28 protein-coding genes are annotated in these 25464 nt (G+C 40.0%); 13 read left to right on the forward strand and 15 right to left on the reverse strand.

Features of this window, described 5'->3' with window-relative positions:
• The first annotated feature begins 348 nt into the window (after positions 1 to 348).
• Positions 349 to 1050: a Crp/Fnr family transcriptional regulator gene (locus tag M3204_RS07430; RefSeq protein ID WP_251480369.1), complete on the forward strand. Its 702-nt coding sequence runs from the start codon at positions 349 to 351 to the stop codon at positions 1048 to 1050.
• Positions 1051 to 1106: 56 nt separating this feature from the next.
• Here M3204_RS07430 and M3204_RS07435 read toward each other — a convergent pair whose 3' ends face one another.
• Both M3204_RS07435 and M3204_RS07440 read right to left on the reverse strand, forming a co-directional pair.
• Positions 1107 to 1802, reverse strand: coding sequence for an LrgB family protein (locus tag M3204_RS07435; protein ID WP_353056013.1), 696 nt, complete (start codon positions 1800 to 1802; stop codon positions 1107 to 1109).
• Positions 1768 to 2166, reverse strand: a complete 399-nt coding sequence (locus tag M3204_RS07440) for a CidA/LrgA family protein (protein WP_251480371.1) — start codon at positions 2164 to 2166, stop codon at positions 1768 to 1770. Before M3204_RS07440 ends, M3204_RS07435 begins: the two co-directional genes overlap by 35 nt.
• Positions 2167 to 2352: 186 nt before the next feature.
• On the opposite strand from M3204_RS07440, the gene M3204_RS07445 reads away from it, so the two are divergent.
• A complete protein-coding gene (locus M3204_RS07445) occupies positions 2353 to 2952 on the forward strand; it encodes an SCO family protein (protein WP_251480373.1) in 600 nt (199 codons plus the stop codon).
• A 145-nt stretch (positions 2953 to 3097) separates the two neighbouring features.
• Here the strand turns inward: M3204_RS07445 and M3204_RS07450 are convergent, their stop codons facing one another.
• The gene (locus M3204_RS07450; RefSeq protein ID WP_023627787.1) at positions 3098 to 3235 is read right to left on the reverse strand and encodes a hypothetical protein; all 138 of its coding nucleotides are present in this window, start codon (positions 3233 to 3235) and stop codon (positions 3098 to 3100) included.
• A gap of 615 nt (positions 3236 to 3850) precedes the next feature.
• Between M3204_RS07450 and M3204_RS07455 the strand changes: the two genes are divergently transcribed.
• Positions 3851 to 5470: an ABC-F family ATP-binding cassette domain-containing protein gene (locus M3204_RS07455; protein ID WP_251480375.1), complete on the forward strand. Its 1620-nt coding sequence runs from the start codon at positions 3851 to 3853 to the stop codon at positions 5468 to 5470.
• Between the two features lie 42 nt (positions 5471 to 5512).
• On the opposite strand, the gene M3204_RS07460 is transcribed toward M3204_RS07455, so the two are convergent.
• Entirely contained in the window at positions 5513 to 5644 is a 132-nt protein-coding gene (locus tag M3204_RS07460) for a YuzL family protein (protein WP_251480377.1), read from the reverse strand.
• 103 nt (positions 5645 to 5747) lie between these two features.
• Between M3204_RS07460 and M3204_RS07465 the strand changes: the two genes are divergently transcribed.
• The 3 genes from M3204_RS07465 (at position 5748) to modB (ending at position 7612) form a co-directional block, all read left to right on the forward strand.
• Positions 5748 to 5993, forward strand: a complete 246-nt coding sequence (locus tag M3204_RS07465) for a YkuS family protein (protein WP_251480379.1) — start codon at positions 5748 to 5750, stop codon at positions 5991 to 5993.
• A gap of 182 nt (positions 5994 to 6175) precedes the next feature.
• On the forward strand, positions 6176 to 6949 hold the full coding sequence (gene modA, locus M3204_RS07470) for a molybdate ABC transporter substrate-binding protein (protein ID WP_251480381.1): 774 nt from the start codon (positions 6176 to 6178) through the stop codon (positions 6947 to 6949).
• Positions 6950 to 6955: 6 nt separating this feature from the next.
• Complete coding sequence (modB, locus tag M3204_RS07475; RefSeq protein WP_251480383.1) at positions 6956 to 7612, forward strand: molybdate ABC transporter permease subunit; 657 nt, start codon at positions 6956 to 6958, stop codon at positions 7610 to 7612.
• A gap of 96 nt (positions 7613 to 7708) precedes the next feature.
• On the opposite strand, the gene M3204_RS07480 is transcribed toward modB, so the two are convergent.
• The 4 genes from M3204_RS07480 to M3204_RS07495 all read right to left on the reverse strand — a co-directional run bounded on the left by M3204_RS07480 (position 7709) and on the right by M3204_RS07495 (position 13126).
• Entirely contained in the window at positions 7709 to 8362 is a 654-nt protein-coding gene (locus M3204_RS07480) for a DUF4352 domain-containing protein (RefSeq protein WP_251480384.1), read from the reverse strand.
• Positions 8363 to 8425: 63 nt separating this feature from the next.
• Positions 8426 to 9796 carry an alkaline phosphatase gene (locus M3204_RS07485; protein WP_251480385.1) on the reverse strand — a complete coding sequence of 457 codons (1371 nt, stop codon included), beginning with the start codon at positions 9794 to 9796 and terminating at the stop codon, positions 8426 to 8428.
• 583 nt (positions 9797 to 10379) lie between these two features.
• Positions 10380 to 11546 (reverse strand): D-alanyl-D-alanine carboxypeptidase family protein, encoded by a 1167-nt coding sequence (locus tag M3204_RS07490; RefSeq protein WP_251480388.1) that lies wholly within the window; start codon positions 11544 to 11546, stop codon positions 10380 to 10382.
• A 365-nt stretch (positions 11547 to 11911) separates the two neighbouring features.
• Positions 11912 to 13126 carry a DHH family phosphoesterase gene (locus M3204_RS07495; protein ID WP_251480391.1) on the reverse strand — a complete coding sequence of 405 codons (1215 nt, stop codon included), beginning with the start codon at positions 13124 to 13126 and terminating at the stop codon, positions 11912 to 11914.
• A gap of 133 nt (positions 13127 to 13259) precedes the next feature.
• Here M3204_RS07495 and M3204_RS07500 point away from each other — a divergent pair, with 133 nt between their 5' ends.
• From M3204_RS07500 to M3204_RS07515, 4 genes are all read left to right on the forward strand, one after another.
• Entirely contained in the window at positions 13260 to 13709 is a 450-nt protein-coding gene (locus tag M3204_RS07500) for a hypothetical protein (RefSeq protein ID WP_251480393.1), read from the forward strand.
• 335 nt (positions 13710 to 14044) lie between these two features.
• Positions 14045 to 16270 carry a formate C-acetyltransferase gene (pflB, locus tag M3204_RS07505; protein ID WP_251480396.1) on the forward strand — a complete coding sequence of 742 codons (2226 nt, stop codon included), beginning with the start codon at positions 14045 to 14047 and terminating at the stop codon, positions 16268 to 16270.
• A gap of 79 nt (positions 16271 to 16349) precedes the next feature.
• Complete coding sequence (gene pflA / locus M3204_RS07510) at positions 16350 to 17093, forward strand: pyruvate formate-lyase-activating protein (protein ID WP_251480399.1); 744 nt, start codon at positions 16350 to 16352, stop codon at positions 17091 to 17093.
• A 91-nt stretch (positions 17094 to 17184) separates the two neighbouring features.
• Positions 17185 to 17916: a cytochrome c biogenesis CcdA family protein gene (locus M3204_RS07515; protein ID WP_251480402.1), complete on the forward strand. Its 732-nt coding sequence runs from the start codon at positions 17185 to 17187 to the stop codon at positions 17914 to 17916.
• A 166-nt stretch (positions 17917 to 18082) separates the two neighbouring features.
• Here M3204_RS07515 and M3204_RS07520 read toward each other — a convergent pair whose 3' ends face one another.
• Complete coding sequence (locus M3204_RS07520) at positions 18083 to 18400, reverse strand: hypothetical protein (protein WP_251480405.1); 318 nt, start codon at positions 18398 to 18400, stop codon at positions 18083 to 18085.
• Between the two features lie 206 nt (positions 18401 to 18606).
• On the opposite strand from M3204_RS07520, the gene M3204_RS07525 reads away from it, so the two are divergent.
• The 3 genes from M3204_RS07525 (at position 18607) to abc-f (ending at position 21881) form a co-directional block, all read left to right on the forward strand.
• The gene (locus M3204_RS07525; RefSeq protein ID WP_251480408.1) at positions 18607 to 18897 is read left to right on the forward strand and encodes a hypothetical protein; all 291 of its coding nucleotides are present in this window, start codon (positions 18607 to 18609) and stop codon (positions 18895 to 18897) included.
• 17 nt (positions 18898 to 18914) lie between these two features.
• Complete coding sequence (gene yidC, locus M3204_RS07530) at positions 18915 to 19685, forward strand: membrane protein insertase YidC (protein ID WP_251480411.1); 771 nt, start codon at positions 18915 to 18917, stop codon at positions 19683 to 19685.
• Between the two features lie 477 nt (positions 19686 to 20162).
• Positions 20163 to 21881 carry a ribosomal protection-like ABC-F family protein gene (gene abc-f, locus M3204_RS07535; protein WP_251480415.1) on the forward strand — a complete coding sequence of 573 codons (1719 nt, stop codon included), beginning with the start codon at positions 20163 to 20165 and terminating at the stop codon, positions 21879 to 21881.
• 223 nt (positions 21882 to 22104) lie between these two features.
• Here the strand turns inward: abc-f and M3204_RS07540 are convergent, their stop codons facing one another.
• From M3204_RS07540 to M3204_RS07565, 6 genes are all read right to left on the reverse strand, one after another.
• The gene (locus tag M3204_RS07540; protein ID WP_251480418.1) at positions 22105 to 22689 is read right to left on the reverse strand and encodes a GNAT family N-acetyltransferase; all 585 of its coding nucleotides are present in this window, start codon (positions 22687 to 22689) and stop codon (positions 22105 to 22107) included.
• Positions 22690 to 22797: 108 nt separating this feature from the next.
• Positions 22798 to 23004 carry a DUF6501 family protein gene (locus tag M3204_RS07545; protein ID WP_251480421.1) on the reverse strand — a complete coding sequence of 69 codons (207 nt, stop codon included), beginning with the start codon at positions 23002 to 23004 and terminating at the stop codon, positions 22798 to 22800.
• A 70-nt stretch (positions 23005 to 23074) separates the two neighbouring features.
• A complete protein-coding gene (locus M3204_RS07550; RefSeq protein WP_251480423.1) occupies positions 23075 to 23278 on the reverse strand; it encodes a hypothetical protein in 204 nt (67 codons plus the stop codon).
• Positions 23279 to 23385: 107 nt separating this feature from the next.
• Positions 23386 to 24054, reverse strand: a complete 669-nt coding sequence (locus M3204_RS07555) for an SOS response-associated peptidase (RefSeq protein ID WP_251480426.1) — start codon at positions 24052 to 24054, stop codon at positions 23386 to 23388.
• A gap of 158 nt (positions 24055 to 24212) precedes the next feature.
• Positions 24213 to 24482: a hypothetical protein gene (locus M3204_RS07560; RefSeq protein WP_251480429.1), complete on the reverse strand. Its 270-nt coding sequence runs from the start codon at positions 24480 to 24482 to the stop codon at positions 24213 to 24215.
• Positions 24483 to 24889: 407 nt separating this feature from the next.
• Entirely contained in the window at positions 24890 to 25435 is a 546-nt protein-coding gene (locus M3204_RS07565) for a GNAT family N-acetyltransferase (RefSeq protein ID WP_251480432.1), read from the reverse strand.
• Positions 25436 to 25464 lie beyond the last annotated feature (29 nt).

The following is a 25464-nucleotide window of genomic DNA, read 5'->3' on the forward strand; positions in this document are numbered from 1 at the left end:
CTGATGCTTACGGATATCGAGCATGCTTTACTATGTTCATTGTTCTTAACATTCAACCTCGGCACATAACTAAACAAACCTAATAAAAGGCCTCATTTAAAAATATTCCGGATTGACCGTATTAAATTAACGGATTAGTTAAGAACGACACCTAACATACAACATACTCCCTTAAAAAAATATATCTTCCTTCACAGATTACATCCTGAATTTTGTAAAGTCAACCATATCCCTCCATTTCTCATAAAATGGGCACTGCGAAGAAAATGTTCACATTTTCTCTATTGACCTGTTGTTTATATTTCATTTAAATAAGGGTAACAAGGGACGGAAAAAGGTGGGGTTAGAGTGGCTGGGCATAAATACGAAAAGAAACTGACCTACGAGATCGGGGAATTAATAAAAGCATCTGAAAAAATCGTTAAATTTAAAAAAGGTACATTCCTATTCCGTGAAGGCCAGGAAGCAAAAGAAATGTATATTATCCTATCGGGAAAAGTCCAAATCTCAAAAATGAATGCCGAGGGAAAGGAATTATACCTGAGGTTATGCAAGGAAAACGACATCGTTGGTGAATTAACATTATTTTCAGTCGGGCCACGCTATTTATTCAATGCGAAGATTCTGGAAGATGGTGAAGCAGCCGCAATCAATATCGAGACTCTTGAGCAAACCTTATTCAACAACAGCCAGCTTGCCTACCAATTCCTTAGATGGATGAACGATCATATCCGCAAGACCATCACTAAGTTCCGAGACCTCGTCCTGCACGGAAAAAAAGGAGCACTGTATTCAACCCTTATCAGGCTTTCCAACAGTTATGGAATTGAAAAAGAGGATGGGATCCACATCAATGTTCCGATCACAAACCAAGATCTGGCAAATTATTGTGGTACAGCCAGGGAAAGTGTAAGCCGTATGCTCGGGGAATTGCGCGATGGAGGGTACATCTCAATTCATAAAAAAAGAATCATCATTCATGATATGCAATTTTTAAAACAGGAAATAGACTGCGAGAATTGTCCAATTGAGTATTGCAATATAGATTGACCAAAAAGTGAGGAAGCTGTTGCCTGCAGCTTCCTTTTTATTCGTGATGATCATTCCTATAAAAATACCGGGAGAATAGCTGGAATTGCTACGGAAGTAATGATTGCAGCCAGACCCATTGCCGCTCCTGAAACCGCCCCCTGGAGTTCACCTTCCCTGGCAGCCTCGGCGGTACCGATTCCATGGGCAATCGTACCGATCGCCAATCCTCTTGCAAAAGCATCCCTGATATTGAGTATGTTCATAAGCCAAGGACCGAGCATAGCACCACACATCCCAGTAATCATGACAAAGGCAGCCACCAAAACGGAGTCTGCACCGATGATCTTTGATACTTCCGAAGCGACTGGTATAGTGATAGATTTGACCGTTAAAGACATGATTATGCTATTTGATAGGTTCATTATTTTTGCAAGTATGACTGCTGATATTATTGTTGAAACTGTTCCAATCAATACTCCGGCAAAAGCCGGGATAAAATTAGCTGAAATCACTTTTCTTTGCTTATACAGTGGAACAGCTAACGCTACAGTAGCCGGCCCTAAAAAATATGTCATCATATCGCTTCCAGGAGCATAGTCCTTATATGGTATTTTCAGAAACAGCAAAATGGAAATCACCATGACCGTGCTTAAAAATACCGGAGACGTCAATGGAGAAGGATATTTGCCCGCAGCTATTCTTGAGAGAATATAAGCCGTCAAAGTTATGACTATACTAAAAATCGTTATTAGCATTTCCAGCCTTTGCACCCTCCTTCCGATTAGCGAGAATATGGGCCGTAATTCCAGCAAACGACATCCCGATAACCGCGCTGAAAATCAAGATCACTGCGAGCTGTATCCCATTATTCGCAAGCACCCCTCCAAGCGTCATCAACCCAACTGAAATTGATACAAAAAAGAAGGATAAATGCTTAACGAGAAAATCAGAAGCTTCCTCAAACCATTCCAGCCTGACTATCTTCGTCCATAACAAAATCAACAGGAAGACCATTCCCGCTACATTGCCAGGGATAAGGAGATTGAAATACTCAACAACATAAAAGCCTGCTTTATTAATCACAATCAATCCCGCTATTTGCAAAAAATATTTAACTAATTTTGCAGGTTTCACGCTAAAGTCCCCTTTAATGTCCATAAACAAAAATTCTTGTTATCATTTTATTATAAATCGGATACTTCATATTTCAAGAATATTCACTCAATAAGTTCCGGCAACTTTCCTGTTTTACATAGTTCACACAATGTCCATATGATTTTCCTATGAATTCTTATATCTTATAAGGGGGAGGCTTGCGTTATGAAAAAAATATATATTATAAGCTCATTGATCGTATTAATAGGCATCACTTCTGGAATATCTTATTTCCTGATTCGGGATGCAAATGCAAAGATTCCGGACGACATCACGCTCGTTACCATGGATGAAAAGAATTATACTTTTGGAGAACAGACCGAAACAATCAAGTTGGTTGAATTCATCTATACACATTGCCCTGATATCTGCCCTACCACTACACAAAAAATGAATTTACTTAGGAAAGACCTCGTTGAGCAGGGCGCATACGGAGATAAGGTCCAATTTATCACTGTAACAATTGACCCTTACCGCGATACTCCGGAAGTCTTAAGAATGTATATGGAGAATTTCGGGCTCGAAAATGATGGGAACTGGATTTTCTTAACAGGTGATCCAGCCAATATCATGGAGGAACAACAAAAAATCAAGCAGGTAGCCGATACTTTTAAATTCCAATACCGTGACCCAGGGAATGGATTTTATGTCCACAGCACTTTCACTTATTTGATTGATGAAAATAATAAATTCATAAAAAAATTCCCAATGGGGGAAGAATTCAATAAAGACAAAGTCTTCGATGCAATCATGGATGAATTATAAGCATGCAAAAAAGCGGTGAAATTCCACCGCTTTTTTTAATGGAGGCTATTACCATCCATTGCAACAATAGACTATTTTCGTATTGGCTGTTGATTTAAGCTGGATGAAGTGAAACCGCCATGGGCACGAAAAGAGCCTGGCTATTTTAGTGTGAATTTACAGTGGTGGGATGTTTCTCAGTCTTTTGCAGGGAGAAAAATTCTGATTTTGGCTTAGTAAAGCTGACTTTTATCCCTGATTCTTTTAGGCGGTTAACAAAATCAACCAGCTGCTTTTTAGCCATTTCAAAAACTCCTTTTATCCTTCTTTGTCTATTATTATTTTACATGAAAAATATGAAAAATGTGTGAAAACGAGCAAAAAAATTGACATAGTGAGGAAAAATTTTCCGAGAAATTTCCCAATATAAACGTTTGTACCCTTTTCTTCTTCGTGTCCATTACTATTTGTCTATTTAACTAATTGTCATTTGCTTCGGTAATTTTCTTTGCTACTCTCGCCTTTTCCCATTTTTAAATAGTTAAAAACACTTTTTATCATAATAGTTGATTTTCCTCTCGGTTCCTTTCGTAACTTTTACGATTTTTTCTATTCCAAAGTAATAATTGGATACATTTTTTTCACGACTTTTATCCCTTCTTGATTCAGGAAACAGAAAGTTATTATTACCCTCTGCTCTGTTAAACCTGCCTGTTGATTTCTGCTCCAATCAGCATAGATGCAAAGTTAACAATTACTTTTAAAAGGATCAATCTATTAATGAATGTAGACTAACCTTATTACAAAATAAAATTGCGTTATTAGCTGTAACCACACTGGATAAAGAAAAAGAATTCGCTACCGTTCGTTAAACATGATATAATCTTTGGGATATATATTAATGGAGGCTACTAAATAAATGATTACAGTTCAAAATGTAGGCTTGAGATATGGTGACCGTAAGCTATTTGAAGACGTAAATATTAAATTCACACCTGGAAATTGCTATGGCCTAATTGGCGCGAACGGTGCAGGCAAATCAACATTCCTTAAAATATTGTCTGGTGAAATCGAAGCGCAATCAGGCAATGTCTCTTTATCTCCTGGTGAGCGACTTGCAGTTTTGAAGCAGAACCACTTTGAATATGAAGACGTTGAAGTCCTGAAAGTAGTTATTATGGGGCACAGCCGTTTATATGAAGTTATGCAGGAAAAAGATGCTATTTATATGAAAGCTGACTTCACTGACGAAGACGGTATGAAGGCTGCAGAGCTAGAAGGCGAATTTGCTGAACTGAATGGCTGGGAAGCTGAATCAGAGGCCGCAATTCTCCTGAAAGGTCTTGGAATTGGTGAAGAGCTTCATGATAAGAAGATGGCTGATATCGGCGGTGGAGAAAAAGTAAAAGTTCTTCTTGCACAAGCTTTATTTGGCAAACCAGATGTACTTCTGCTAGATGAACCTACGAACCACCTTGATATTAAGGCAATCCAATGGCTTGAAGAGTTCCTGATCAACTTTGAGAATACTGTGCTTGTTGTATCCCATGACCGCCACTTCTTGAATAAAGTTTGTACTCATATTGCTGACCTTGACTTTGGAAAAATCCAGCTTTACGTCGGTAACTATGATTTCTGGTATGAATCCAGCCAGCTTGCATTGAGAATGCAGTCGGACACAAACCGCAAAAAAGAAGAGAAAATTAAGGAATTGCAAGCCTTCATTGCGAGATTCAGTGCAAACGCATCTAAATCTAAGCAGGCTACATCCCGTAAAAAACTGCTTGATAAGATTTCTCTGGACGATATTAAACCTTCATCCCGTAAATACCCATACGTCGGATTTACGCCAGAACGAGAAATCGGCAATGACCTTTTAAGAGTCGATGGCTTATCCAAAACAATCGATGGCGTAAAAGTATTGGATAATATCAGTTTTATTATGAACAAAGATGATAAAATCGCGCTAGTCGGCAAAAACGAACTTGCGGTTACAACATTATTCAAAATACTAGCTGGTGAAATGGAGCCTGACAGCGGGAGCTATAAATGGGGTATTACCACTTCACAGGCATACTTCCCTAAAGATAACTCCGAATTCTTTGAAGGCTGCGACCTGACATTGGTTGACTGGCTGCGCCAGTTCTCACCAAAGGATGACAGCGAAAGTTTCCTTCGCGGTTTCCTAGGCAGAATGCTATTCTCAGGTGAAGAGGTATTGAAAAAAGCAAGTGTTCTTTCCGGAGGAGAAAAAGTGCGCTGTATGCTATCCAAAATGATGCTATCTGGATCAAATGTGCTCCTTCTTGATGAGCCAACGAACCACTTGGACCTAGAATCGATTACGGCACTTAACAACGGAATGATCAACTTTAAAGGTTCAATGATCTTCTCGTCTCATGACCATCAGTTCGTTGAAACAGTTGCTAACAGGATCATGGAGATTACTCCTGCAGGCCTCGTGGATAAACAGATGACCTATGATGAATACCTGGAAAATCAGGATCTTCAAAAACAAATTGCTGACATGTACGCATAAACCAATCAGAAACCCTCGGAAGTAAAAATCCGAGGGTTTTGTTTAATCCTTTTTCTGCTTTCTCCGTGATGATGAGGCTGATCTGCTGCCCGTCTCGCTAGTTGTAGTCCCCTGCCCTTCAACCTGTGTCGAATTCAAGCCAATGGTAGATGGATCTTTTTTTCGTTTTGACATTCCTGCACCTCCCTTTGATAATCATCCTTCCTTAATATTGTCCTGCGCGGAGAATATTTTATTCTTGTCACGGACAACTTAGATTAGTGAGGAGGTGTGATTAATGGCAAGAGTTGGTGTAGAACAGTCTTTAACTAACATTTCAGAAGCTTTGCGTGAAAAAGGTCATGACGTCGTTGAGCTGCGCCAGGAAGCAGATGCACAAGGCTGTGATTTCTGCGTAGTCAGTGGTACAGATTCAAATGTCATGGGAATGCAGGATGTAACAATCCAAGGATCAGTGATCGAGGCAAGCGGCCTTTCTGCAGACGAAGTTTGCAGGCAAATCGACCAAAAATCTGGACAATAACTCTTATCAAAGCTGCCTTTCGGCAGTTTTTTTTGTTTTATGAACCATGCCTCCGCCTTCTTCGTCTGTCATTTCACTAACTTGTGATATTTTTTCCATGCCCAAATGGTGTTTATCCGATATAATCAGTTATAGCAATTGATAATGTGTAAAACGGGTACTGTTTTAAGGGGATGTCTAGCATGAAGAACTTATACATAAGGATATTATTAGTTTTAACGCTATTCGTATCAGGCTGCGAAGACGGAGAAGGCAGCCGTCAAAAAGAGCTTACTATCTCTGCGGCTGCAAGTCTCCGTGACGCATTGGAAGAAGCAGGACAAATATACATGGATGAAAACCCAGATATAAAAATCATCTTTAATTTTGGCGGGTCCGGTTCTTTGCAGCAGCAAATTGCCCAGGGAGCTCCCGTGGATCTGTTTATTTCTGCATCAAATGAAAAATATCACCAACTAACTTCAAAGAACTTGATCGATAAAAATCATAGTGTACAATTACTTGGCAATGAATTAGTCCTGATTTTACCAAAGGGTACACAAGGCGCAGAAAGCCTTGACGATTTGCTTCGTCCAGATATTAAGAGAATCGCCATCGGTACACCAGAAACAGTACCAGCTGGCCAGTACGCCAAACAAGCATTAGTTTCAACTGGATTATGGAGCCAGCTGGAACATAAAATCATAAACACAAAGGATGTTCGCCAGGTACTGGCTTACGTTGAAACCGGCAATGTCGATGCAGGAATTGTCTATAAAACAGACGCAATGATTTCTGATAAAATAGAGGTGGCCAAAATTACCCCTCAAAATTCGCATGACTTGATTATCTATCCAGCAGGCGTAGTTGCTTCATCTAAACATCATAAAGAAGCAATTACCTTCCTTAACTTCTTGAAGGATAAAAAAGCAATGGACATCTTTAAAAAATATGGCTTTAACGCAGCATTGGATTGATTAAAAATGAGCACTGATTTTTGGACGCCTATTAAGCTGTCACTTGGAATCGCATCGATTTCCGTCATCATCGTTTTCTTTTTCGGCATATTGGCGGCAAGGATTTTATCAAGGCGACGTTTTTTCGGCAAAACTGCTGTGGAAACGATTATAACACTGCCCTTAGTACTGCCGCCAACGGTAGTAGGATTTTTATTAATCATCATTTTCGGAATCAACAGCCCAGTCGGCAGAGCGATAGAAGATATATTTGGCAGCCCGATCATGTTTACATGGTGGGCCGCTGTGATTGCTTCATCAGTTGTTGCCTTCCCACTTATGTATCAATCCGCAAAAACCGGATTCCTATCAATTGACCCAGGAGCCGAAGAAGCGGCAAGGGTAGATGGCGCCAGCGAGTGGAAGGTTTTCCTTCATATTACATTCCCGCTTTCCCTCAAAACATTGATCTCTGGGTTGATTCTGAGTTTTGCACGAGCCCTCGGTGAATTTGGCGCAACGTTAATGTTTGCGGGTAATCTTCCAGGTAAAACACAGACCGTTCCCACTGCCATTTATGTTGCCATTGAATCAGGAAACATGCAATCTGCTTGGCTATGGGTAATTGTTATGGCAGGAATATCATTTTTGATGCTGTTTGCAACTTCCCTTATAAAATCATAGGCAGCCGCCGAAGAGAAGCCATGGGAAAACCCATGGCTTCACTACTTTATTCATGGCACTTATCGTAAACTCTGTTGCTTGTACTATCAAGAGTATTTATTCAACCTTAATCGAAAGCTTAACTGGGGCTGCTTCTTTCTTTTTGTCATTGCCAACAAGATCACCAGATAAAATTTCGATTTGATTCAATTCATCCAGTTCCTCAACAATAAATCCAATGTTCCCTCTCTTCAATTGCCCAGGAGCTATCTCACCATTCAATTCCTCGAGATAAAAATCATCTTCCCACGTTTTATGAACTGTTCCATTTATATTCATCATGGCCACTGGAGCAAAATGATAGTATTCATCAGAAGTGTTTTCCATTTCAATATTTACTTTTACAAAGTCAAATTCTTCATCATGCGTGTATGAATGATAAAAATCAACCAGGCTATAATCAGGCACATAATGTAGCAGTCTAACATCCTTAATCGTGTATTGAATGCCGCCAATTGTTAACCTCTTATTTACATTCTGAACTGCTTTCAAAGTAAGTTGACCTTTGCGGTCTGCAAAAGTATCCCCAGATTTCATTAATTTTCTGTCATCCGTAACTTGAGGATTTGGAACATATACATTGGATGTGACATGTTTCGTAACTGCGTTATTTGCATCAGATGCTTTAATTTCCTTTTTATGATCATTCCCTGTTGCGGAACAACCTGATAAAAGCAAAACAGCTGCAACAAAAGCAATATATTTATTCATTAAGAAAAACCCCTTCTCTAATAAATTTCCCGCCAGGATTTAACCCAGCGGGAGATATAAGGTTTATTTTCGTTTGCCGTTTTCAAGAATTTCAAAAATATTCTTTGCATTGTCTGTATTATCAATCTGCCCGTAGAAGCGCTCTTTACCTGGTCCGAACGCATATACCGGAACGTCCTCTCCTGTGTGTCCTCCGGTAGTCCAGCCGGTATGTGAACGTTTATCGAAAATCTTTTCAATCGCGTTATCGATATTTAATACTTTCTTTGTAACAGCTGCATCCTTTACAGTTTGAATCTCTTCTGTTGTTAACTCTAAATCAATATATTTCTTTAATGTTCCTTCAACATCAGCACCATTTGCAATTTCTGCTGCCATGAAATCCGGTGTGCGTTTCGCTGCCTTAATCGGAGCTCCGAACCAATTATATTCCCCATCAGCACCTATTGAATATCCTCCGGTTGAATGGTCAGCGGTTGCAACAACCAGAGTGTGCTTGTCCTTCTTGGCAAACTCGATTGCTGCCTTATATGCCTGCTCAAAGTCTTCCATCTCGCTCATTGCACCAACGATATCATTATCATGTCCTGCCCAGTCTACCTGGCTGCCTTCAACCATTAGGAAAAAGCCGTCCTTGTCCTGGTTTAATCGCTCAATTGCAGATGTTGTCATATCCGCTAAGGATGGAGTGTTTTCTTCACGGTCAATCTTTTTTGGCAACCCGCCTTCAGCAAAGAGGCCAAGAACTTTTCCATTTTTGTCATTCAGCATTTGATTTTTGTCTGTCACATAGCTATAGCCGGCCTTTTCGAATTCCTCTGTTAGATTTCTGTCTGGGCGGACGAAGTTGCTCAGTCCCCCACCTAGCATAACATCTACTTTATGTTCACCATTGATCATTTCATCAAAGTAATCATCAGCGATTGAATTCATATTTTTCCTTGAAATATCGTGTGCTCCGAATGAAGCTGGAGTTGCGTGTGTTACTTCAGACGTAGCTACTAGGCCAGTAGCCTTGCCATTTTCCTTAGCTGCTTCCAGCACAGTTTTTACTGGAGATTCGTCGTTATCAACAGCGATTGCTGCATTGTATGTTTTGATACCGGCAGACATCGCGGTGGCTGCTGCTGCAGAATCAGTGACATTCTGTTTAGGATCCTCTGGATATGTCATCTGGTTCCCTACAAGATACTTATCAAATTCGGTTTTTTCCATTTCTGGAGTTTCTGGATTGTCTTTTAAGTAACGGTATGCTGAGGTATAAGACACTCCCATGCCGTCACCAATCAAGAAAATAACGTTTTTAATTTCTGCACGGTTATTTTTTGGTTCAGTTTTTGCTTCTGCATTAAATGTCCCTACTAAGCTGCCGAACGCCACGGTAGATAGTACAGCGATCGGGAGAATCTTCTTTTTAAAGTTAGCTTTAATCATTTCAAGACCTCCAGTTGAATTATTTAACTCACTTTCTACTATAAATTCGGTCTATTAATCTATGATTAACTCTATGTAAAGAATCTTTAAATCAATGTGAAGGCTCTTTACAATCCTTTTTACTTATCAGGGATTATATTCCTTTCCTTGTCAAAATAAAAAAGCAGGTTATACTCACCTGCTTCTAGAGTAGACAAACTCCATACAAATCGGGCTTGTCTTGAGTCTTTTCTTCGTAAATTAGTCTGTTGATTTCCGTTCCAGGCGCTTCGCTTTCCGCGGGGCTGGCGGTGAGCCTCCTCGCCGCAAGCTCCTCCGGGGTCTCACCTGTCCAGCTGATCCCGCAGGACATTGATTGGCTTCCTTGAACTTGCCCACGCACGATGAAAATGCGTTAGCATTTTCGGAGGAGTCTGCGCGCCTTCCACTACAATCAACAGGACTTCTAAAATTAGTCCAGCAATGGCCCAGAAACTGTAGCTAAGAAGATTCTGTCCACATGTAAAAACTCTATGATATTAAAAAGGGGTTTTGAATGAGACCATTCCAAACCCCTTTTTCGACAAACTGAAAGCAGGTTGTATCACCTGCTTCGAAATCTTCTGTTCTTTTTTTGTTTACGGTTCAGAAACCACACAAATGCTGCAAGTATGAACAATGCAGCTCCGATTATCGAGTTCAGGGTCAATACACCGCTTTGTTTTAGCTCTTGAGTCGTTTTTGTCACTTCAGGCTTCTTTTCTATAGACGGTTTAAGCTCGACAGACTGGATGATCTCCCCGTTTGCATCCTGTATCGTCAATACTCCTTCGGTATCGATCATTCTCTTACCTTGTTCAATAGGCTCTGTAAGAAAGACATCATCAGCTGCTTTGAACTTTAGTTTTCCTTTTTTGAATTCTTCACCTTTTATAATCTGCGAAGATTTGAAACTAGTAAACCCATAATCAAAAAGTTTGATTGTGTCCTCATAAATTTTTCTCTTATACTCTGATTTCAACAAAATTGCTGTCAGTTTCATCTGGCCATTATCAGCTGTGGTTGCAAGCGTTTGCTTTGATTGGTCAACAAAACCCGTTTTCCCGCCTGTGACCCATTCGTATGGAATTTCACCTTTTAACATCCGGTGGTGAGACATGATTGTTGTATCCCATGATTCTCCATCCCAATCCAATTGTTTTGTTCCAAATATTTCACGGAAGTCTGAATTCTTCATTGCATAGTTCAAAATTAAGCCTAAATCCTTTGCCGTTGTATAATGGTTCTCATCGAACAACCCATGAGGATTTATAAAATGCGTGGATGTTACACCGATTTTGGTCTCTAGGAACTTATTAATATTCTGTGAGTACTCTTCAATCGATCCATCGATATGAAGTGCGATTGCCAAAGCAGCATCGTTGCCAGAGTTAATCATCATCCCCTGCACAAGCTTTTTCAATGGGACCTGTTCTCCTGGATTAAGGTAAACCCTTGTGCCATCAATATTCAATACATCTTCACTTACGACCACCTGCTCGTTCAGGTCAGCATTTTCAATCGCGTAAATGGCCGTAGCCATTTTGGTGAGGCTAGCAGGGTACATCTTGTTTTCTTCATTTTTACCAAAAAGGATTGCGCCGGACTGCGTGTCCATCAAAACGGCAGCCTCAGAAGTCAACTCTGAAACACCTTCATCCGCCCGTACCGTTTCAGTGTGGGTATACATGCTGATTAGTATCATTGAAAGCGCCAAAATCTTTTTCATCATTACACATCCAATTTCCTATTCTCACAAATAATTTTAACAGATGAATGTCGAAATTTGTTTAGTGTTATTGAATTTTAATGAAAATAGAATACTAAAACATAGTTGTAAAACTGTTGTTAAAATGTTGTCTAGATTAGGCAAAATGAAGATAACGGAGCAATTGGTTAATAAAGGAGAAATTATAAATTGACTTAGGCAGCACAAAAGTAAATTGGCTGGTCACAATGTTGCCCTCTACTCCTGCAATCACTACAGGTATCGACGGAAAATGAAAAGATGATCCCTGTTCAATACGTTCATTACAGGGATCATCTTCTAGAACAGCCTGGCCTTTTCTAAAAATGCACTTTACGAAGGGCACACAATTAGTTGCTTGTTGGTCCTCTTTTGCTCTTAATCTGATGGACAATCGACTCAAGATATCCGACATATATTTCATCCCTTGCCAATGCCGCTCCAAATTCTCTTTTTAAAAAACGTTCAGCCATTGCAAAACTCTCAAATGGTCCAGAAGGTTCCTTGTTATCCATTGAAACAAAATATCGTTTTCCATCTTTATAAATCAGGAACAAGTCGCGGTCCCGGTTTTCATACAGACAGCCATCCCTTGATTCTTTTAGGTTATATACATTCCTTGTCGCATCCTGCTTGATGGGGTCTAGTTGGAAAGCTTGATCTATATAGCGTTTATATGCTTCTCCATTCATTGTGCAGCCTGCTGCCTTTGCATGGCCTCCGCCGCCAAATTCTCCTGCAATCGCTGACACATCTACGTGATCATGTACCGTCCGGAAGCTAATTTTCCTGCCTCCAAGGTTAAGAATCGCTATATAATCCAGGTGTGGAAATTCCTTTCCTAATTCATTGCCTAACTCCGAATGATAGGACTCGGCATGAACGACGCCTCCAAATAACGCATCGGAGCTGATTTGGATAATTTCTCGTTTCTTCCTCTTAATATACCGCTCGATTTTATCCTCTTCCATTTCAAGCAGTTTTTGTTCGAAATCATCAAATTCAAAACAATCACCTGATTGAAGTCGCGGGACAATACGCTCTTCAAATTCTTCAATCGATACCATATAAAATAAATCGTTCAAATTTTTCGCCCTGTAATTTTTATGGATATCCCAATCCCATGTGTCATACTGCCTGACAAGCTCAACAAAGTCATCGAGCGAACCATTTTTTTGCAGATGATTCTCATGTACCAGATATTCGTAAACCAACGAAGCTGCACTCGTCAGAACCCCTCTATCATCTTCTACCTTTACAACACCCCAAGTGTAATCATTAAAGTGCAAAGCTGTTTTATGATGGTCAATGAGCTTAGCGTTTCCCCCTTCTGATACAAATTGGTTAATTATTTCGGCATTCTCTTGATTGACGGACAGGTCGGTTATGTATAGGTAGTCCTCTTTCTTCATCCGGTCATTCATGCTCTCTAAATAACGCTCGACCTGGTAGTTAAGACCTGAAACTGAATTATAACGTACATCTGCTTTTTCACCGAAGGCCAGCCTGAAAAGAATCCCGCAGGCTACCCCATCTAAATCATTATGTGTAAATAAGCGGTACATAGCTTCCTCCTTAATTTCCATCTAATCCTTAGTTTGTAATTGCAGTGTTAATCTATACCTACTTAAATTCATGAAAAAATTAGACAAGTTCTCTATATGGACTAGCATACATTTTAAAAAAGGGGGTGAATTTATGCATTTCTTCGTGGTTAAAAAAAGGGTTTTATACTTATTGGGAATTATTATTTTTGCAGCAATGATCGGGACACTATGGATAAGTTTCAAGCCGGATGCCGCACCTGCGATCGGCGGGCAGAATGAGAAAATCCGCGAGATTCACATGGTGACTGGTGAATTCAAATCTGCTACTGCCGACGGAAAAGAAATCGAAGCATACCGCTGGGATCCTGGAACGATTTTTTTGGAAAAAGATGAAAAAGTCCACTTGAAAATCCTTGGTGTCAACGGGACAGAACATCCATTCATCATTGAAGGCACAGATATTAAAGGCCTTGTCAAAAAAGGAGAGGAAACAGTCATCCCGTTGCAATTTAACAAAGAAGGAACCTATAGGCTAATATGCCTTACACATCCTACGGCCGAAAATAGTGGACCAATGATTGCTTACATTGTCGTCGATTAATTGATTCGCACCCTAAAACAGGACTCACTGTCCTGTTTTTTCTTTTTTCACCCTCCTTTCTTTTTTGACACAAAACATACAAAACAACATAACCATAGTGACAATAATTCCTGATAAGATTAAATATATAATCTACTTTTTATATAACAGTTTCCCAACGGAATCAATTCATTATAATACAGATTTAATTTTCCTAAATGAAAATATAGGTATTTCACCATTTTACTTAGTTTGTTCACATTTTCACAAATTCGTCACACAAAAACTGTTACAGTCATAGTATGATGAAAGTGTAGTAACTGTTATATAAATATTTACTTTAGAGGTGACCTAAAATGGAACAATGGAAAGGTTTTAAAACTGGTGCGTGGCAGGAAGATATAAACGTACGCGACTTCATATTAAAAAATTTCTCTGAATATACAGGTGATTCCAGCTTCCTGGAAGGAGCCACTGATGAAACGAACCTTTTATGGCAGCAGGTTATGGAATTAACGAAACAGGAACGCGACAATGGCGGTGTCTTTGATATGGATACCAAAGTAGTATCCACTATTACATCCCATGGACCTGGCTATCTTGATCAGAGTAAAGAAAAAGTTGTAGGCTTCCAGACCGAAAAGCCATTCAAACGCTCTATGCAGCCTTTTGGCGGCATTCGGATGGCAAAAGCAGCATGCGAGGCATATGGTTATGAATTGGATAAAGAGGTAGAAAAGATTTTCACCGACTTCCGTAAAACGCATAACCAGGGTGTGTTCGATGTTTATACAAAAGAAATGCTCCAGGCCCGTAAAGCCGGAATCATTACTGGACTGCCGGATGCTTATGGACGCGGCCGCATCATTGGCGACTACCGCCGTGTAGCTCTTTATGGAATAGACTTCCTGATGGAGCAAAAGAAAAAAGATCATGGAATGACAAGCAGCGTCATGACTGAGGACACAATGCGCCTCAGGGAAGAAATCTCTGAGCAATACCGCTCATTGAATGAATTGAAGCAGCTTGCCCAGAGCTATGGCTATGATATTTCCAAGCCAGCGTCCAATGCAGTGGAAGCCTTCCAATGGGTTTACTTTGCATACCTTGCAGCAATCAAAGAGCAGAATGGTGCAGCGATGAGCCTTGGCCGTGTTGCAACATTCCTTGATATCTATATTGAACGCGACCTGCAAAATGGCACACTGACTGAAAAAGAAGCACAGGAAATTGTTGACCATTTTGTCATGAAGCTTCGTTTGGTAAAATTTGCGCGTACTCCTGACTACAACGAGTTATTCAGCGGTGACCCTACCTGGGTAACTGAATCAATCGGAGGTATTGCACATAACGGGCAATCACTTGTAACGAAGAATTCTTTCCGCTTCCTTCACACACTTGATAATCTCGGACCGGCTCCAGAGCCAAACCTGACAGTGCTATGGTCACCTGCCCTGCCTGAGAACTTCAAGAAGTATTGTGCTGAAATGTCAATCAAAACAAGCTCAATCCAATATGAAAATGACGATTTGATGCGCTGTGAATATGGCGATGACTACGGAATTGCCTGCTGTGTTTCCGCAATGGAAATCGGTAAGCAGATGCAGTTCTTCGGAGCACGCGCCAACCTGGCGAAAGCTTTGCTTTACGCAATCAATGGCGGTGTCGATGAAAAGCTTAAGATTCAAGTTGCTCCAGGCTTCAGCCCTATTACATCTGAAGTCCTTGACTATAAAGAAGTAATGGCGAAATTCGATAATGTAATGGAATGGCTTGCTGGCCTTTACATCAATACTCTTAATGTCATCCACTACATGCATGATAAATACAGCTACGAAAGAATTGAAATGGCGCTGCATGATACAGAAGTCCTTCGCACAATGGCAACTGGAATTGCAGGCTTAAGCGTAGTAGCGGATTCATTGAGTGCCATCAAGCATGCACAGGTAAAAGTAATCCGTGATGAAAACGGCATTGCAGTTGATTTTGAAACAGAAGGCGACTTCCCTAAATACGGAAACAACGATGACCGTGTGGACAGCATCGCAGTTGAACTTGTGAAAAACTTCATGACAAAGCTGCGCAAGCACCCGACATATCGCAATTCTGTTCATACCATGTCAATCTTAACGATCACTTCCAACGTCGTTTATGGTAAAAAGACAGGTAATACACCGGATGGAAGACGTGCTGGTGAACCATTCGCTCCAGGTGCTAACCCAATGCATGGCCGCGATACTAAAGGAACACTCGCTTCCCTGTCATCTGTAGCAAAGCTTCCATATAGCTATGCTTTGGACGGAATTTCAAACACATTCTCCATCGTGCCAAAAGCACTTGGGAAAGATGAAAACAGCCGTACAAATAACCTAGTTTCCATCCTTGATGGCTATGCGATCAAAGACGGTCACCATTTAAACGTAAACGTGTTTAACCGGGAAACTCTGTTAAATGCGATGGAGCATCCGGAAGAATATCCGCAGCTGACAATTCGTGTTTCTGGATATGCAGTAAACTTCATCAAGCTTACACGTGAACAGCAGATGGATGTAATCAACCGGACTTTCCATGAAACAATGTAAATAATACAAGTGTACCGAAACAGGAGTTCCCTCCTTTCCCATGGCGGGAACTCCTGTTTTAATGAAAGGAGAAATCATCATGATCGGAAATATTCATTCTATAGAAACCTTTGGGACTGTAGACGGACCTGGGATACGCTATGTCATCTTCACACAGGGCTGCCTGCTGCGCTGCCAGTTTTGCCATAACGCAGACACGTGGGAAATTGGTTCTGGCAAACAGATGTCTGTTTCCGAAATCATTGATGATCTGAAATCCTACCTCCCCTTCATCGAGTCATCTGGAGGCGGCATAACTGTCAGCGGCGGAGAACCGCTTTTACAGATCCCTTTCCTTACAGAACTTTTTAAGGAATGTAAAAAAATAGGAGTTCATACAACCATTGACTCTTCCGGCGGCTGTTATTCAAGCGCCCCTCTCTTTCAGGAACAACTCGCAGAACTTTTGCAATACACCGACCTGATCCTTTTAGACTTAAAACATATTAACAGAAAAAAACACATAAAACTGACTGGAATGGCAAATGACCATATTTTAGACTTTGCCCGTTACTTATCAGACCATCAAGTGCCTATCTGGATCCGCCATGTCCTTGTACCAGGAGTAACGAACGAAATCGAAGACCTTACACAGTTAGGTTCTTTCATTGGCACCCTGAAAAATGTTAAGAAGGTTGAAGTTTTGCCCTATCATAAACTTGGTGTGTACAAATGGGAAGCTTTAGGTCTCGAGTATCCATTGAAAGATATAGAACCACCTAGTGATGAAGAGGTGGAAAAAGCATATAATCTATTGACAGCCCATTCAAAATCATTAAATTAACAGCAGGTACGCTTACCTGCTGTTTTTTCTGCATTTCTTTTTGATATTTATAAAGTATGATAGTCTTATTGGCTGTAATTGGAGGGATTCGATGTATCAAATCTTTTCTGAAATAAGCAATTTTTTAAGCGGTCCTTTTTTTACACTCGTCAACCGGACTGAACAAATCCCTTTATTGGCAAGTTTTCTTCTCGGGCTTGTTGGCGCACTGGCACCTTGCCAGCTGACTGGAAACATTGGTGCAATCACTTACTATGGAAACCGAAGCCTGCAGACAAAAAGCCAGTGGATTGAAATTGCGTTTTTCATACTTGGAAAAATCACCGTTTTTTCATTGCTCGGAATGGCTGTTTGGCTAGTTGGCCAGGGGTTTCAGGAAATTTTGCCAAGCTTCTTCTCCTGGTTCCGGAAATTGATGGGCCCGTTATTCATCCTTATAGGATTGACTCTTATCGGGATCTTTGCACTCAATTGGGTTAACCGACTGAGCTCGCTTCTGCCACAATGGAAAGGGAGCGGCAAAACAGGCTCTTTCCTGATGGGCGTAAGCTTTTCAATCGCATTCTGTCCAACGATGTTTTCAATATTCTTTTTCACTCTTATGCCAATTGTTCTGAGCTCCTCATACGGTGCAGCGCTGCCCTCGGTATTTGCGATCGGCACCTCCATTCCGTTGATTATTTTTGCAGGGATCATTTCATATATTGGGCTTGATGGATCATTGATGAAAAAAAGCCGAAAGTTGGGGGCCGCGGTACAAAAAACAGCTGGGTACATTTTAATTATTGTGGGGATCTTTGATACGATCACATATTGGGGATAAAGGCTGACCATTTTGGTCTGCCTTTTTCAAAGCTCTTTTTGTAAACCAAAAGTTAATATCGGAATCTGGATTTTTACGACTTTTCATACATTCCCATTACAGAAAGCTCCTCCCACTTCCTAAGTTAAGCAGAAAAGCCATGGAACACTCCATGGCCTTTACTTAACTATGCTATGTTCATATTCTCCTTGTATCCAGGCTCGCAATTAATGCACACCACTTCGTCGTAATCGTCGGTGTTAACGTCTTCTCTATTGTATTCGATTCCGCATAATGGGCACTCGACCATTTCATCATCTTGATATTCAGCTGCTTCAGGAATCGAGTCGTTAACCTTCAATTCGCCAACCCATACACCGCTAATATGTGACATTTCACTTTCTATATAAGAATTTGCCGCTTCCTCTGTTTCCCATACTCCATGGTCCCACAGCATTTCATCAGCATCTCCTGAATTGATCATTAACCCGTATACAGTTTTCATAGTCGCAACCCCTTTCAACAGGCGCTTTATATTTGTTCTATATAATTAGCCCCTTTTCTCGTTTCTGAAACCATCTCCCATCTTACAATGTTTGGAAAATGAAACTTTCTCTATCGTTTCCCGTATATGTAAGTAAATTCAAATTGCTTATAAATGAAGGTTCAAATATACTTAATGAATGAGTTACAAGAGAAAGAGGTGACGGCATGCTGTTGGAATTATACGCTCAGTCCTTGGATGCGACGGCAATTTATAGTGTTTATTTGACTTTGCTCATAAGCATGTCGATGTCCGCACTTTGGATGCTCAATGACACCTCATTTATCGATTCATGTTTCATGCAGGTTAAATTTAAGCCATCCGCTTCTGAAACGGCTTTTAAAAATAAGGCAGACCTCGGAACGAGATTGCACCTGCAAATCCTAAAACGGATAAAAATAAAGATAAATCCTGGTGATGAAGACAGTCATTTTTCTCCTTTAGTACAAAACAGATAAAACTTAGGAGGAGAAAAATGAAAAAGCTATACACCATGATTTTTGTTCTATTTTTACCAATGCTATTAACTGGATGCCAGGCACTGACAAGCGAGGGTTCATTCTTCCAGTCAACATTCATAAACCCATTCACATGGCTGATCCACGTCTTTGCCGGGCTTACTGGCGGGAGTTTTGGTTTGGCAATCATTTTGATTACGATGTTAATCCGGCTGGTATTACTGCCGCTAATGTTAAAACAGTATAAAAACCAGCAGAACATGAAAGAAAAGATGGACATCCTTAAGCCTGAGATGGATGAAATCCAAAAAAAGCTAAAAGAAATAAAAGATCCAGCAGAACAAAAGAAATTACAGCAGGAAATGATGGGACTATATCAGAAGCATGGAGTGAATCCTCTATCTGTTGGCTGCCTGCCAATGCTGATACAGATGCCAATTTTAATGGGGCTCTATTATGCGATCAGCGGTTCTACGGAAATCGCAAGCCATTCCTTCCTCTGGTTCAACCTCGGCCAGTCAGATATGTGGATTACTGCTGCTGCCGGGCTGATCTATTTTTTGCAATTTAGAGTTTCAATGATCAATATGACTGAGGATCAGAAGAAACAAATGAAGTTCATGGGGCTCTTATCGCCCATCATGATCGTCATGTTCTCTTTAAGTGCACCCTCCGCTCTGCCCCTTTATTGGACAGTCGGCGGGATATTCCTGATTATCCAAACGTTGTTGGCCCGCAAAATATACGGCGCTAAACAATCCTCCGTAAAAGTCGAACAGCCATTATAACGGGACACTGCAAAAAGCCAGGGATTAAATTCCCTGGGTTTTCACCTTGGCTGTAATAGATGATATTCTTGTTTTTACGAATGAACCAAGCATTCGATAATGCATTACAGAGGAATATGTTAAATAGGTATATTATGGGTTGACAGATAATTTTTCATGAATGTATACTATGTTTTAATGATATTGAAAGGAATGGTAAAGAGCCGATGAAGTTCTAATCTTATTTTCTGCCCGATTTTTCGAATAGGAAAAACGTGTTGCCCGGAAATAGGATTAGTCTGCCCATTTGCCATTCCATGTCGGTTTACAGGCCTTATTTAGCATGCTGCTGAAAAGCAGTACGATGCTTTGTTTGTGCTTGAGTAAATCAAGTGTGAATGCATAGCAGAACCTCCCGGGTTAACCAGGGAGGTTTTTTTAATGGATAAAATACTCACCTTCATTCAATAAACGCAAAAGACGAAAGGTGGAATTTTTATGACATTTATGAAAATAAGAGGTATTAAGAAGAGCTTCAATGAAAGTCAAATTATTAATAATGCAGAGTTTGACATTAAACACGGCAGCAGGATCGGCCTTGTTGGAAACAATGGTGCCGGAAAGACAACTTTAGCAAATATAATCTATGGAAGTGTCCTTCCAGACGCAGGGATGATTGAAACCTTTAATGGTTCAGTAAATATTGGGTACCTAAAGCAATCTACTGAATATTCAGTGCTTGAATTCGAAGATGCCCTCACACTTGCAGAAAAAGGTCTATTTACATTATCGAGCAAGCTGGGCTTAAGTAAAACCATTGATTGGGGCGATACTCCATGGGAGAACCTGAGCGGCGGAGAAAAATTAAAGCTTTCCCTGGCAAGCGTTTGGGCGAGCAGGCCAGAACTTCTCATACTTGATGAACCGACAAACCACCTGGACCTACAAGGTGTTGCATGGCTGATCAATGAACTAAAAGCCTTTAACGGGGCCGTAATCATCATTTCCCATGACAGGTATTTCCTTGACCAGACAGTCACTGAAATTGTCGAGATTGAAGCTGGAGAGACCAAATTGTTTAATGGCAACTACTCTTTATACCGTCTGGAAAAGCAAAGGCTGTATGAAATCCAGCTTCACCAATACGAAACCCAGGAAAAATATAAACAGCAAATCGAACGGCAAATCGCCAACCTGAAAAATTGGTCTGAAAAAGCACACAGGGATTCAACCAAACAGGGTTCGAATTCGGAAAGAAGGCAAATTGGCTACAAAGAGTACCACCGTATGAAAGCTAAGAAGATGGATATCCAAATAAAGTCCAAAACAAAGCGCTTGAACCAGGAGCTTGAAAAAAATGAAGTAAAGCAGCCAAAGCAGGAAACGAAGGTAAGCTTTCAGTTCAAGGCAAGCCAAAAACGCGGAAAAAGGATCATAGAAGCTCAGAATTTAGGAAAATACTTTGGCAACCGGTGCTTATTTGATAACAGTCATTTTTATATGAATCACGGAGAAAGAATGGCAATCCTAGGGGTAAATGGAAGCGGGAAAACCACACTTATAAACATGCTTCTTGGTAACGATAAAGGAACAACAGGCAGTTTATGGATGAGTGATTCATTGAGGATTGGTTACCTGAGCCAGGATGTTTCGGACCTGCCCCCAACTAAAAATGCATTGGAATATACTGGTTTGACCGATTTGACTTCATTGCGAAAAGCACGGACGATTTTTGCGAATATCGGAATGGCAGAAGAAAAACTAACAATCCCCATTGACAATCTAAGCCTAGGCGAGCGCACCCGAATAAAACTAGTCATGATGCTGCTGAATGATCTCGATTTACTGATCCTTGATGAACCGACAAACCATCTTGATTTAGCCAGCAGAGAGAGTCTTGAAAAAACTTTAATGGAGTTTCATGGATCGATGCTGATTGTCTCGCATGATGTATACTTCCTGGAAAAAATCAGCAACAAACTCCTAGTTATATCCGATTGTAAAATCATTAGGAAAGAAGAAGGAATGAAGGAACTTAACAATCCAAAGACATCTTTTTTGAGTAATATTGAAAAAGATGAGCAGTTGATGCTCCTGCAGAATGAGATTACCTCTTTAATTGGAAAGCTGTCCTTCATGAGCAAGAATGATAAAGAATATGAACAAATCGATACTGAACTGGCTAAGCTAATTAAGGCAAAAAAGGAATTGGAATAAAGAAGTTAAAATAGAAAAAACACCTAAGGTGTTTTTTCTTATTTTACATTAATCTTCAAAAAGCCTGTAATAGCGCTAAGGTGACCTCCAAAATACGTACTAAAAAACTTTTTGAGCTAGAGTTGTGAAGGTAGATCCCCCTATCGACAGCACTTTCTCTGTTTTATCACCCGCTGTCCAACTCTAATCGATACGAATGAATTTAACAGCCTTTAAATTAACACTATGATCGATTCATTTTTTCTTGCAATAATGATTTGACCATTTGCCAATCGTCTTTAATAATACTAAAGACGACGGTGTCTCTCACATAACCATCTGCGATGATACGATGCTTGCGGAGTACACCTTCTTTTTCAGCCCCAAGACGTGCAATCGCCTTTCGGGATCGGATATTCCTTGAATCTGTGCAAAATTGTACGCGATTCATACCCATTTCTTCAAATGCATGCCCGAGCATCAGGAATTTTGTTTCGGTATTGACCCTTGTCCTCCAGTATTCCGGATGGTACCACGTCCATCCTATCTCAAGGCTCTTATGCGCTTCAGAGATATCAAGATATCTTGAACTGCCGATGATTTTTCCTGTTTCCTTATCAACTACAACAAAGGGGTACTGGGTCCCCTTTTCCCTTTCATCAGCTGCAGCTTTGATTGCTTCTCTCATATCTTCCTTGCTTTTGATTTTTGAAGCGGTGAATTCCCATATTTCTTGAAGATGACCAGCCTTCCATAAATCGTCCAGCTGCTCGATTTCCATTGGTACCAGCCTCACCGTTTGACCATCCAGCTTGATTTCCCTCTTCATTTTCCTCACTCCCGTTAAGTACTGTTTTTTCATCATATCATTCATGGGAAACATCGGGAATGCTAAAAAAATAAAAAAAGCTGCCTTCTGATAGGGCAGCCTTCCTGCTTATTTTACTTCTTCAAAATACTCTTTGTAGTACCCGCCGACTTTGCCGGAATTATCTACAATAAAATAAAATTCTTCCGTTTCATTTTTTACATCGTACGTTTTACCAGTTGTCAGCTTGTTATTAACAATATATTTTTTTGCATCAGTATGAACGCATTTAAGTCTCTTAATCGTTTCGCGTTCGTGCCAGTTCACATGAATCATCTTCTGCCACTTCCTTTATCTCAATTTCATACCCTTAAGTATAAAGAAAAGGCGATCCATTTAGCAATAGTTAGCTTGCATTCGCTTCTTCACCGGTAACCTGCAGGCCGCGAATTTCTGATTTATCGAATGTCAGTGTTTCACCTGTAATCACATTTTTTAAGGTTATATAACAAACATCACAAATCACATCTTTGCGAATATATTGTAAAAAAGAGAAACGTTCATTTTTATAAATCAACTCATAAAATCCTTTTTTGGTAAACCCATTCATGTTAACCCCTCTTTCCAGGATGTATTCATCTTGGTGTTGTTGGCTGTGTCTTTATATACCACAATCAAGACTTGTATTAAACATCCGGATAAAAAGGTTATGAAATTTTACAAGCTGTTGATTGGCAAAATCAATTCTTGTCCTTCATTTTTGGCCGAATTTATATCCGTAGAAACTGGATAACTTTCCATGAGGCCAGCATCAAAAGGGACTAATAACTTCTTCAGTTCGCCAGGCTTATCCATTGAACGGTCAAGCCATATATCCATCTTGTCCTCAGGCAGGATAACAGGCATGCGATCATGGACACTTTCGGTGACTGCATTAGGAGTTGTTGTAATAATTGTGCAGGATGTTATGCTCTTGCCATTCTTGCTCCAATTTTCCCATAGACCAGCCATCGCGAAGGGCTTTTTGTTTGTCATGCCAAACCGGTAAGGTTGTTTCTGCTTCCCTTCTTTTTTCCACTCATAAAATCCATCAGCAAGAATAAGACACCGTCTTTGCTTAAGTGCATTCTTGAAGCTTGCCTTTTCATCTACTGTTTCTGCGCGGGCGTTGATCATTTTATAACCGATTTTCTCATCATCCGCCCAAAAGGGAATCAGCCCCCACCTCATTCTGGTTCCTTCCCTGCGATCCCCACTATCGATGACAGTTAAAACATCCTGGCCTGGTGCAATGTTGTAACGCGAGTCAAGGTCCTCATAAAATTCAAAATTAAATCGCTGCTTCAATTCATCAATGGATTCAAATAAAGAAAATCTTCCACACATTATTGCTCCTCCTCCATCCGCAATCTCGTTATTAATATAATTCCCGTCCGTATCAGGAAATAACATCCATTTCATTATAAAAGCCTTTTAAGCATAGATATTTTTAAAGCAAAGGAATAAAAAAAATAAGCCAGGCATCTCCACTCGCCAGACTTATTCTATATATTTTTTATATCGATTTTCTTCCTGGATTTTGCCTTCAATGCAATATTAATTGCCACAAGGATTGGAATAATGGATGATATAGTAAATCCCAGCGCATAGCCAGGTATGCTTTCATTCAGTACTCTTTCACTTATACTCAATCCAACAAAGCTTATTCCAATGCCCTCTCCATCTACGTGGTCGATGGCAGACCATAGCTCTATCCCTTTAAAAAGGAACAATATACTTATGATTGACAGCAATAAAACTATTAGCCATCTCATGCGATCATACCCCCATAATACCTGCTTTCACTAATTATAAATGCAGGTGTATACACTATATTATAGGGAGTAATATTGTTAAATAATATATAACCACGGCAGTTGTAACAAAATGTTCAAAATGATATTTTATTTTTCGTAAATTCGAAATAAAAATTTGCAAAATGAAAAAGTCAGCTAACTACAAATTTTATGCAGGCATTGCTGGAGGATATAATCCTTTATTACGGACTTGAAGTCAGTATCTAAATTCGTGTTTCACCATTTTACCAAGGTTGAAGGCTTCTTTTCTCCACTTTATTTTGAAAGGTCTGTGTAAAGACTGCTTGTAAAGTTGCTTTAATCACAATATATCTCCTGAATTTTTACAGATTAATTTGATGAATTTGTACAGCTATTAAATTTCATCAATCATTAAATCTTCCCATAACAATGGTATTATAGTATTTTCCATCGGAAAGCAGCTTGTCATTTTTAAGTTCGCCTTCGACTTCAAAACCAAGCTTTTCGTAGAGCTTTATTGCATTATCGTTAGTTTCTGTTACTTCCAAGGCGATTTTTTTAATTCCGTTAGCGTCTGCCCAGGAAATGCATTCTCGCATAAGGTGTTTCCCAATGCCATATCCCCAGAACTCTTTTAATATTCCAATACCAAATGCTACTTTATGAGAAAATCGCTTTAAATCCGTTCCTTCACATCTTGAAAAACCTACTAGTCGGCCATTGACTTCAGCCACTAAAAATAGGTTTCTAGGATGATTTGAGTCGGCATTAATAATCGTTTCAAAGCCTGAGGCATCGATGAACCCTTCTCCTTTTTCGCGGTCAAGATTTTCCGTCTCCCCATCGATTTGCAGCCTTAATTCTGACAAAGCATATGCATCCTTTTCAACAGCAGACCTGACCGTATATCCTAATCCTTTTACTTTATATGTATGATCTTGTATTTTCACTTTAAGTCCTCGTTACTTTCAGTTTATTT

The organism is Mesobacillus subterraneus (assembly GCF_023715485.1).
Classification (GTDB): Bacteria; Bacillota; Bacilli; order Bacillales; family Cytobacillaceae; genus Mesobacillus; species Mesobacillus subterraneus_B.

Coding starts and splice junctions, on each gene's coding strand:
- M3204_RS07515 (WP_251480402.1), top strand. CDS start 17,185: ATGTATCAAATCTTTTCTGAAATAAGCAATTTTTTAAGCGGTCCTTTT.
- yidC (WP_251480411.1), top strand. CDS start 18,915: ATGAAAAAGCTATACACCATGATTTTTGTTCTATTTTTACCAATGCTA.
- M3204_RS07525 (WP_251480408.1), top strand. CDS start 18,607: ATGCTGTTGGAATTATACGCTCAGTCCTTGGATGCGACGGCAATTTAT.
- M3204_RS07465 (WP_251480379.1), top strand. CDS start 5,748: ATGGCAAGAGTTGGTGTAGAACAGTCTTTAACTAACATTTCAGAAGCT.
- M3204_RS07555 (WP_251480426.1), bottom strand. CDS start 24,054: ATGTGTGGAAGATTTTCTTTATTTGAATCCATTGATGAATTGAAGCAG.
- abc-f (WP_251480415.1), top strand. CDS start 20,163: ATGACATTTATGAAAATAAGAGGTATTAAGAAGAGCTTCAATGAAAGT.
- M3204_RS07500 (WP_251480393.1), top strand. CDS start 13,260: ATGCATTTCTTCGTGGTTAAAAAAAGGGTTTTATACTTATTGGGAATT.
- M3204_RS07540 (WP_251480418.1), bottom strand. CDS start 22,689: ATGAAGAGGGAAATCAAGCTGGATGGTCAAACGGTGAGGCTGGTACCA.
- modB (WP_251480383.1), top strand. CDS start 6,956: ATGAGCACTGATTTTTGGACGCCTATTAAGCTGTCACTTGGAATCGCA.
- M3204_RS07485 (WP_251480385.1), bottom strand. CDS start 9,796: ATGATTAAAGCTAACTTTAAAAAGAAGATTCTCCCGATCGCTGTACTA.
- M3204_RS07545 (WP_251480421.1), bottom strand. CDS start 23,004: ATGATTCATGTGAACTGGCACGAACGCGAAACGATTAAGAGACTTAAA.
- pflA (WP_251480399.1), top strand. CDS start 16,350: ATGATCGGAAATATTCATTCTATAGAAACCTTTGGGACTGTAGACGGA.
- M3204_RS07520 (WP_251480405.1), bottom strand. CDS start 18,400: ATGAAAACTGTATACGGGTTAATGATCAATTCAGGAGATGCTGATGAA.
- M3204_RS07550 (WP_251480423.1), bottom strand. CDS start 23,278: ATGAATGGGTTTACCAAAAAAGGATTTTATGAGTTGATTTATAAAAAT.
- M3204_RS07455 (WP_251480375.1), top strand. CDS start 3,851: ATGATTACAGTTCAAAATGTAGGCTTGAGATATGGTGACCGTAAGCTA.
- pflB (WP_251480396.1), top strand. CDS start 14,045: ATGGAACAATGGAAAGGTTTTAAAACTGGTGCGTGGCAGGAAGATATA.
- M3204_RS07460 (WP_251480377.1), bottom strand. CDS start 5,644: ATGTCAAAACGAAAAAAAGATCCATCTACCATTGGCTTGAATTCGACA.
- M3204_RS07495 (WP_251480391.1), bottom strand. CDS start 13,126: ATGTACCGCTTATTTACACATAATGATTTAGATGGGGTAGCCTGCGGG.
- M3204_RS07560 (WP_251480429.1), bottom strand. CDS start 24,482: ATGAGATGGCTAATAGTTTTATTGCTGTCAATCATAAGTATATTGTTC.
- modA (WP_251480381.1), top strand. CDS start 6,176: ATGAAGAACTTATACATAAGGATATTATTAGTTTTAACGCTATTCGTA.
- M3204_RS07480 (WP_251480384.1), bottom strand. CDS start 8,362: ATGAATAAATATATTGCTTTTGTTGCAGCTGTTTTGCTTTTATCAGGT.
- M3204_RS07490 (WP_251480388.1), bottom strand. CDS start 11,546: ATGATGAAAAAGATTTTGGCGCTTTCAATGATACTAATCAGCATGTAT.
- M3204_RS07445 (WP_251480373.1), top strand. CDS start 2,353: ATGAAAAAAATATATATTATAAGCTCATTGATCGTATTAATAGGCATC.
- M3204_RS07450 (WP_023627787.1), bottom strand. CDS start 3,235: ATGGCTAAAAAGCAGCTGGTTGATTTTGTTAACCGCCTAAAAGAATCA.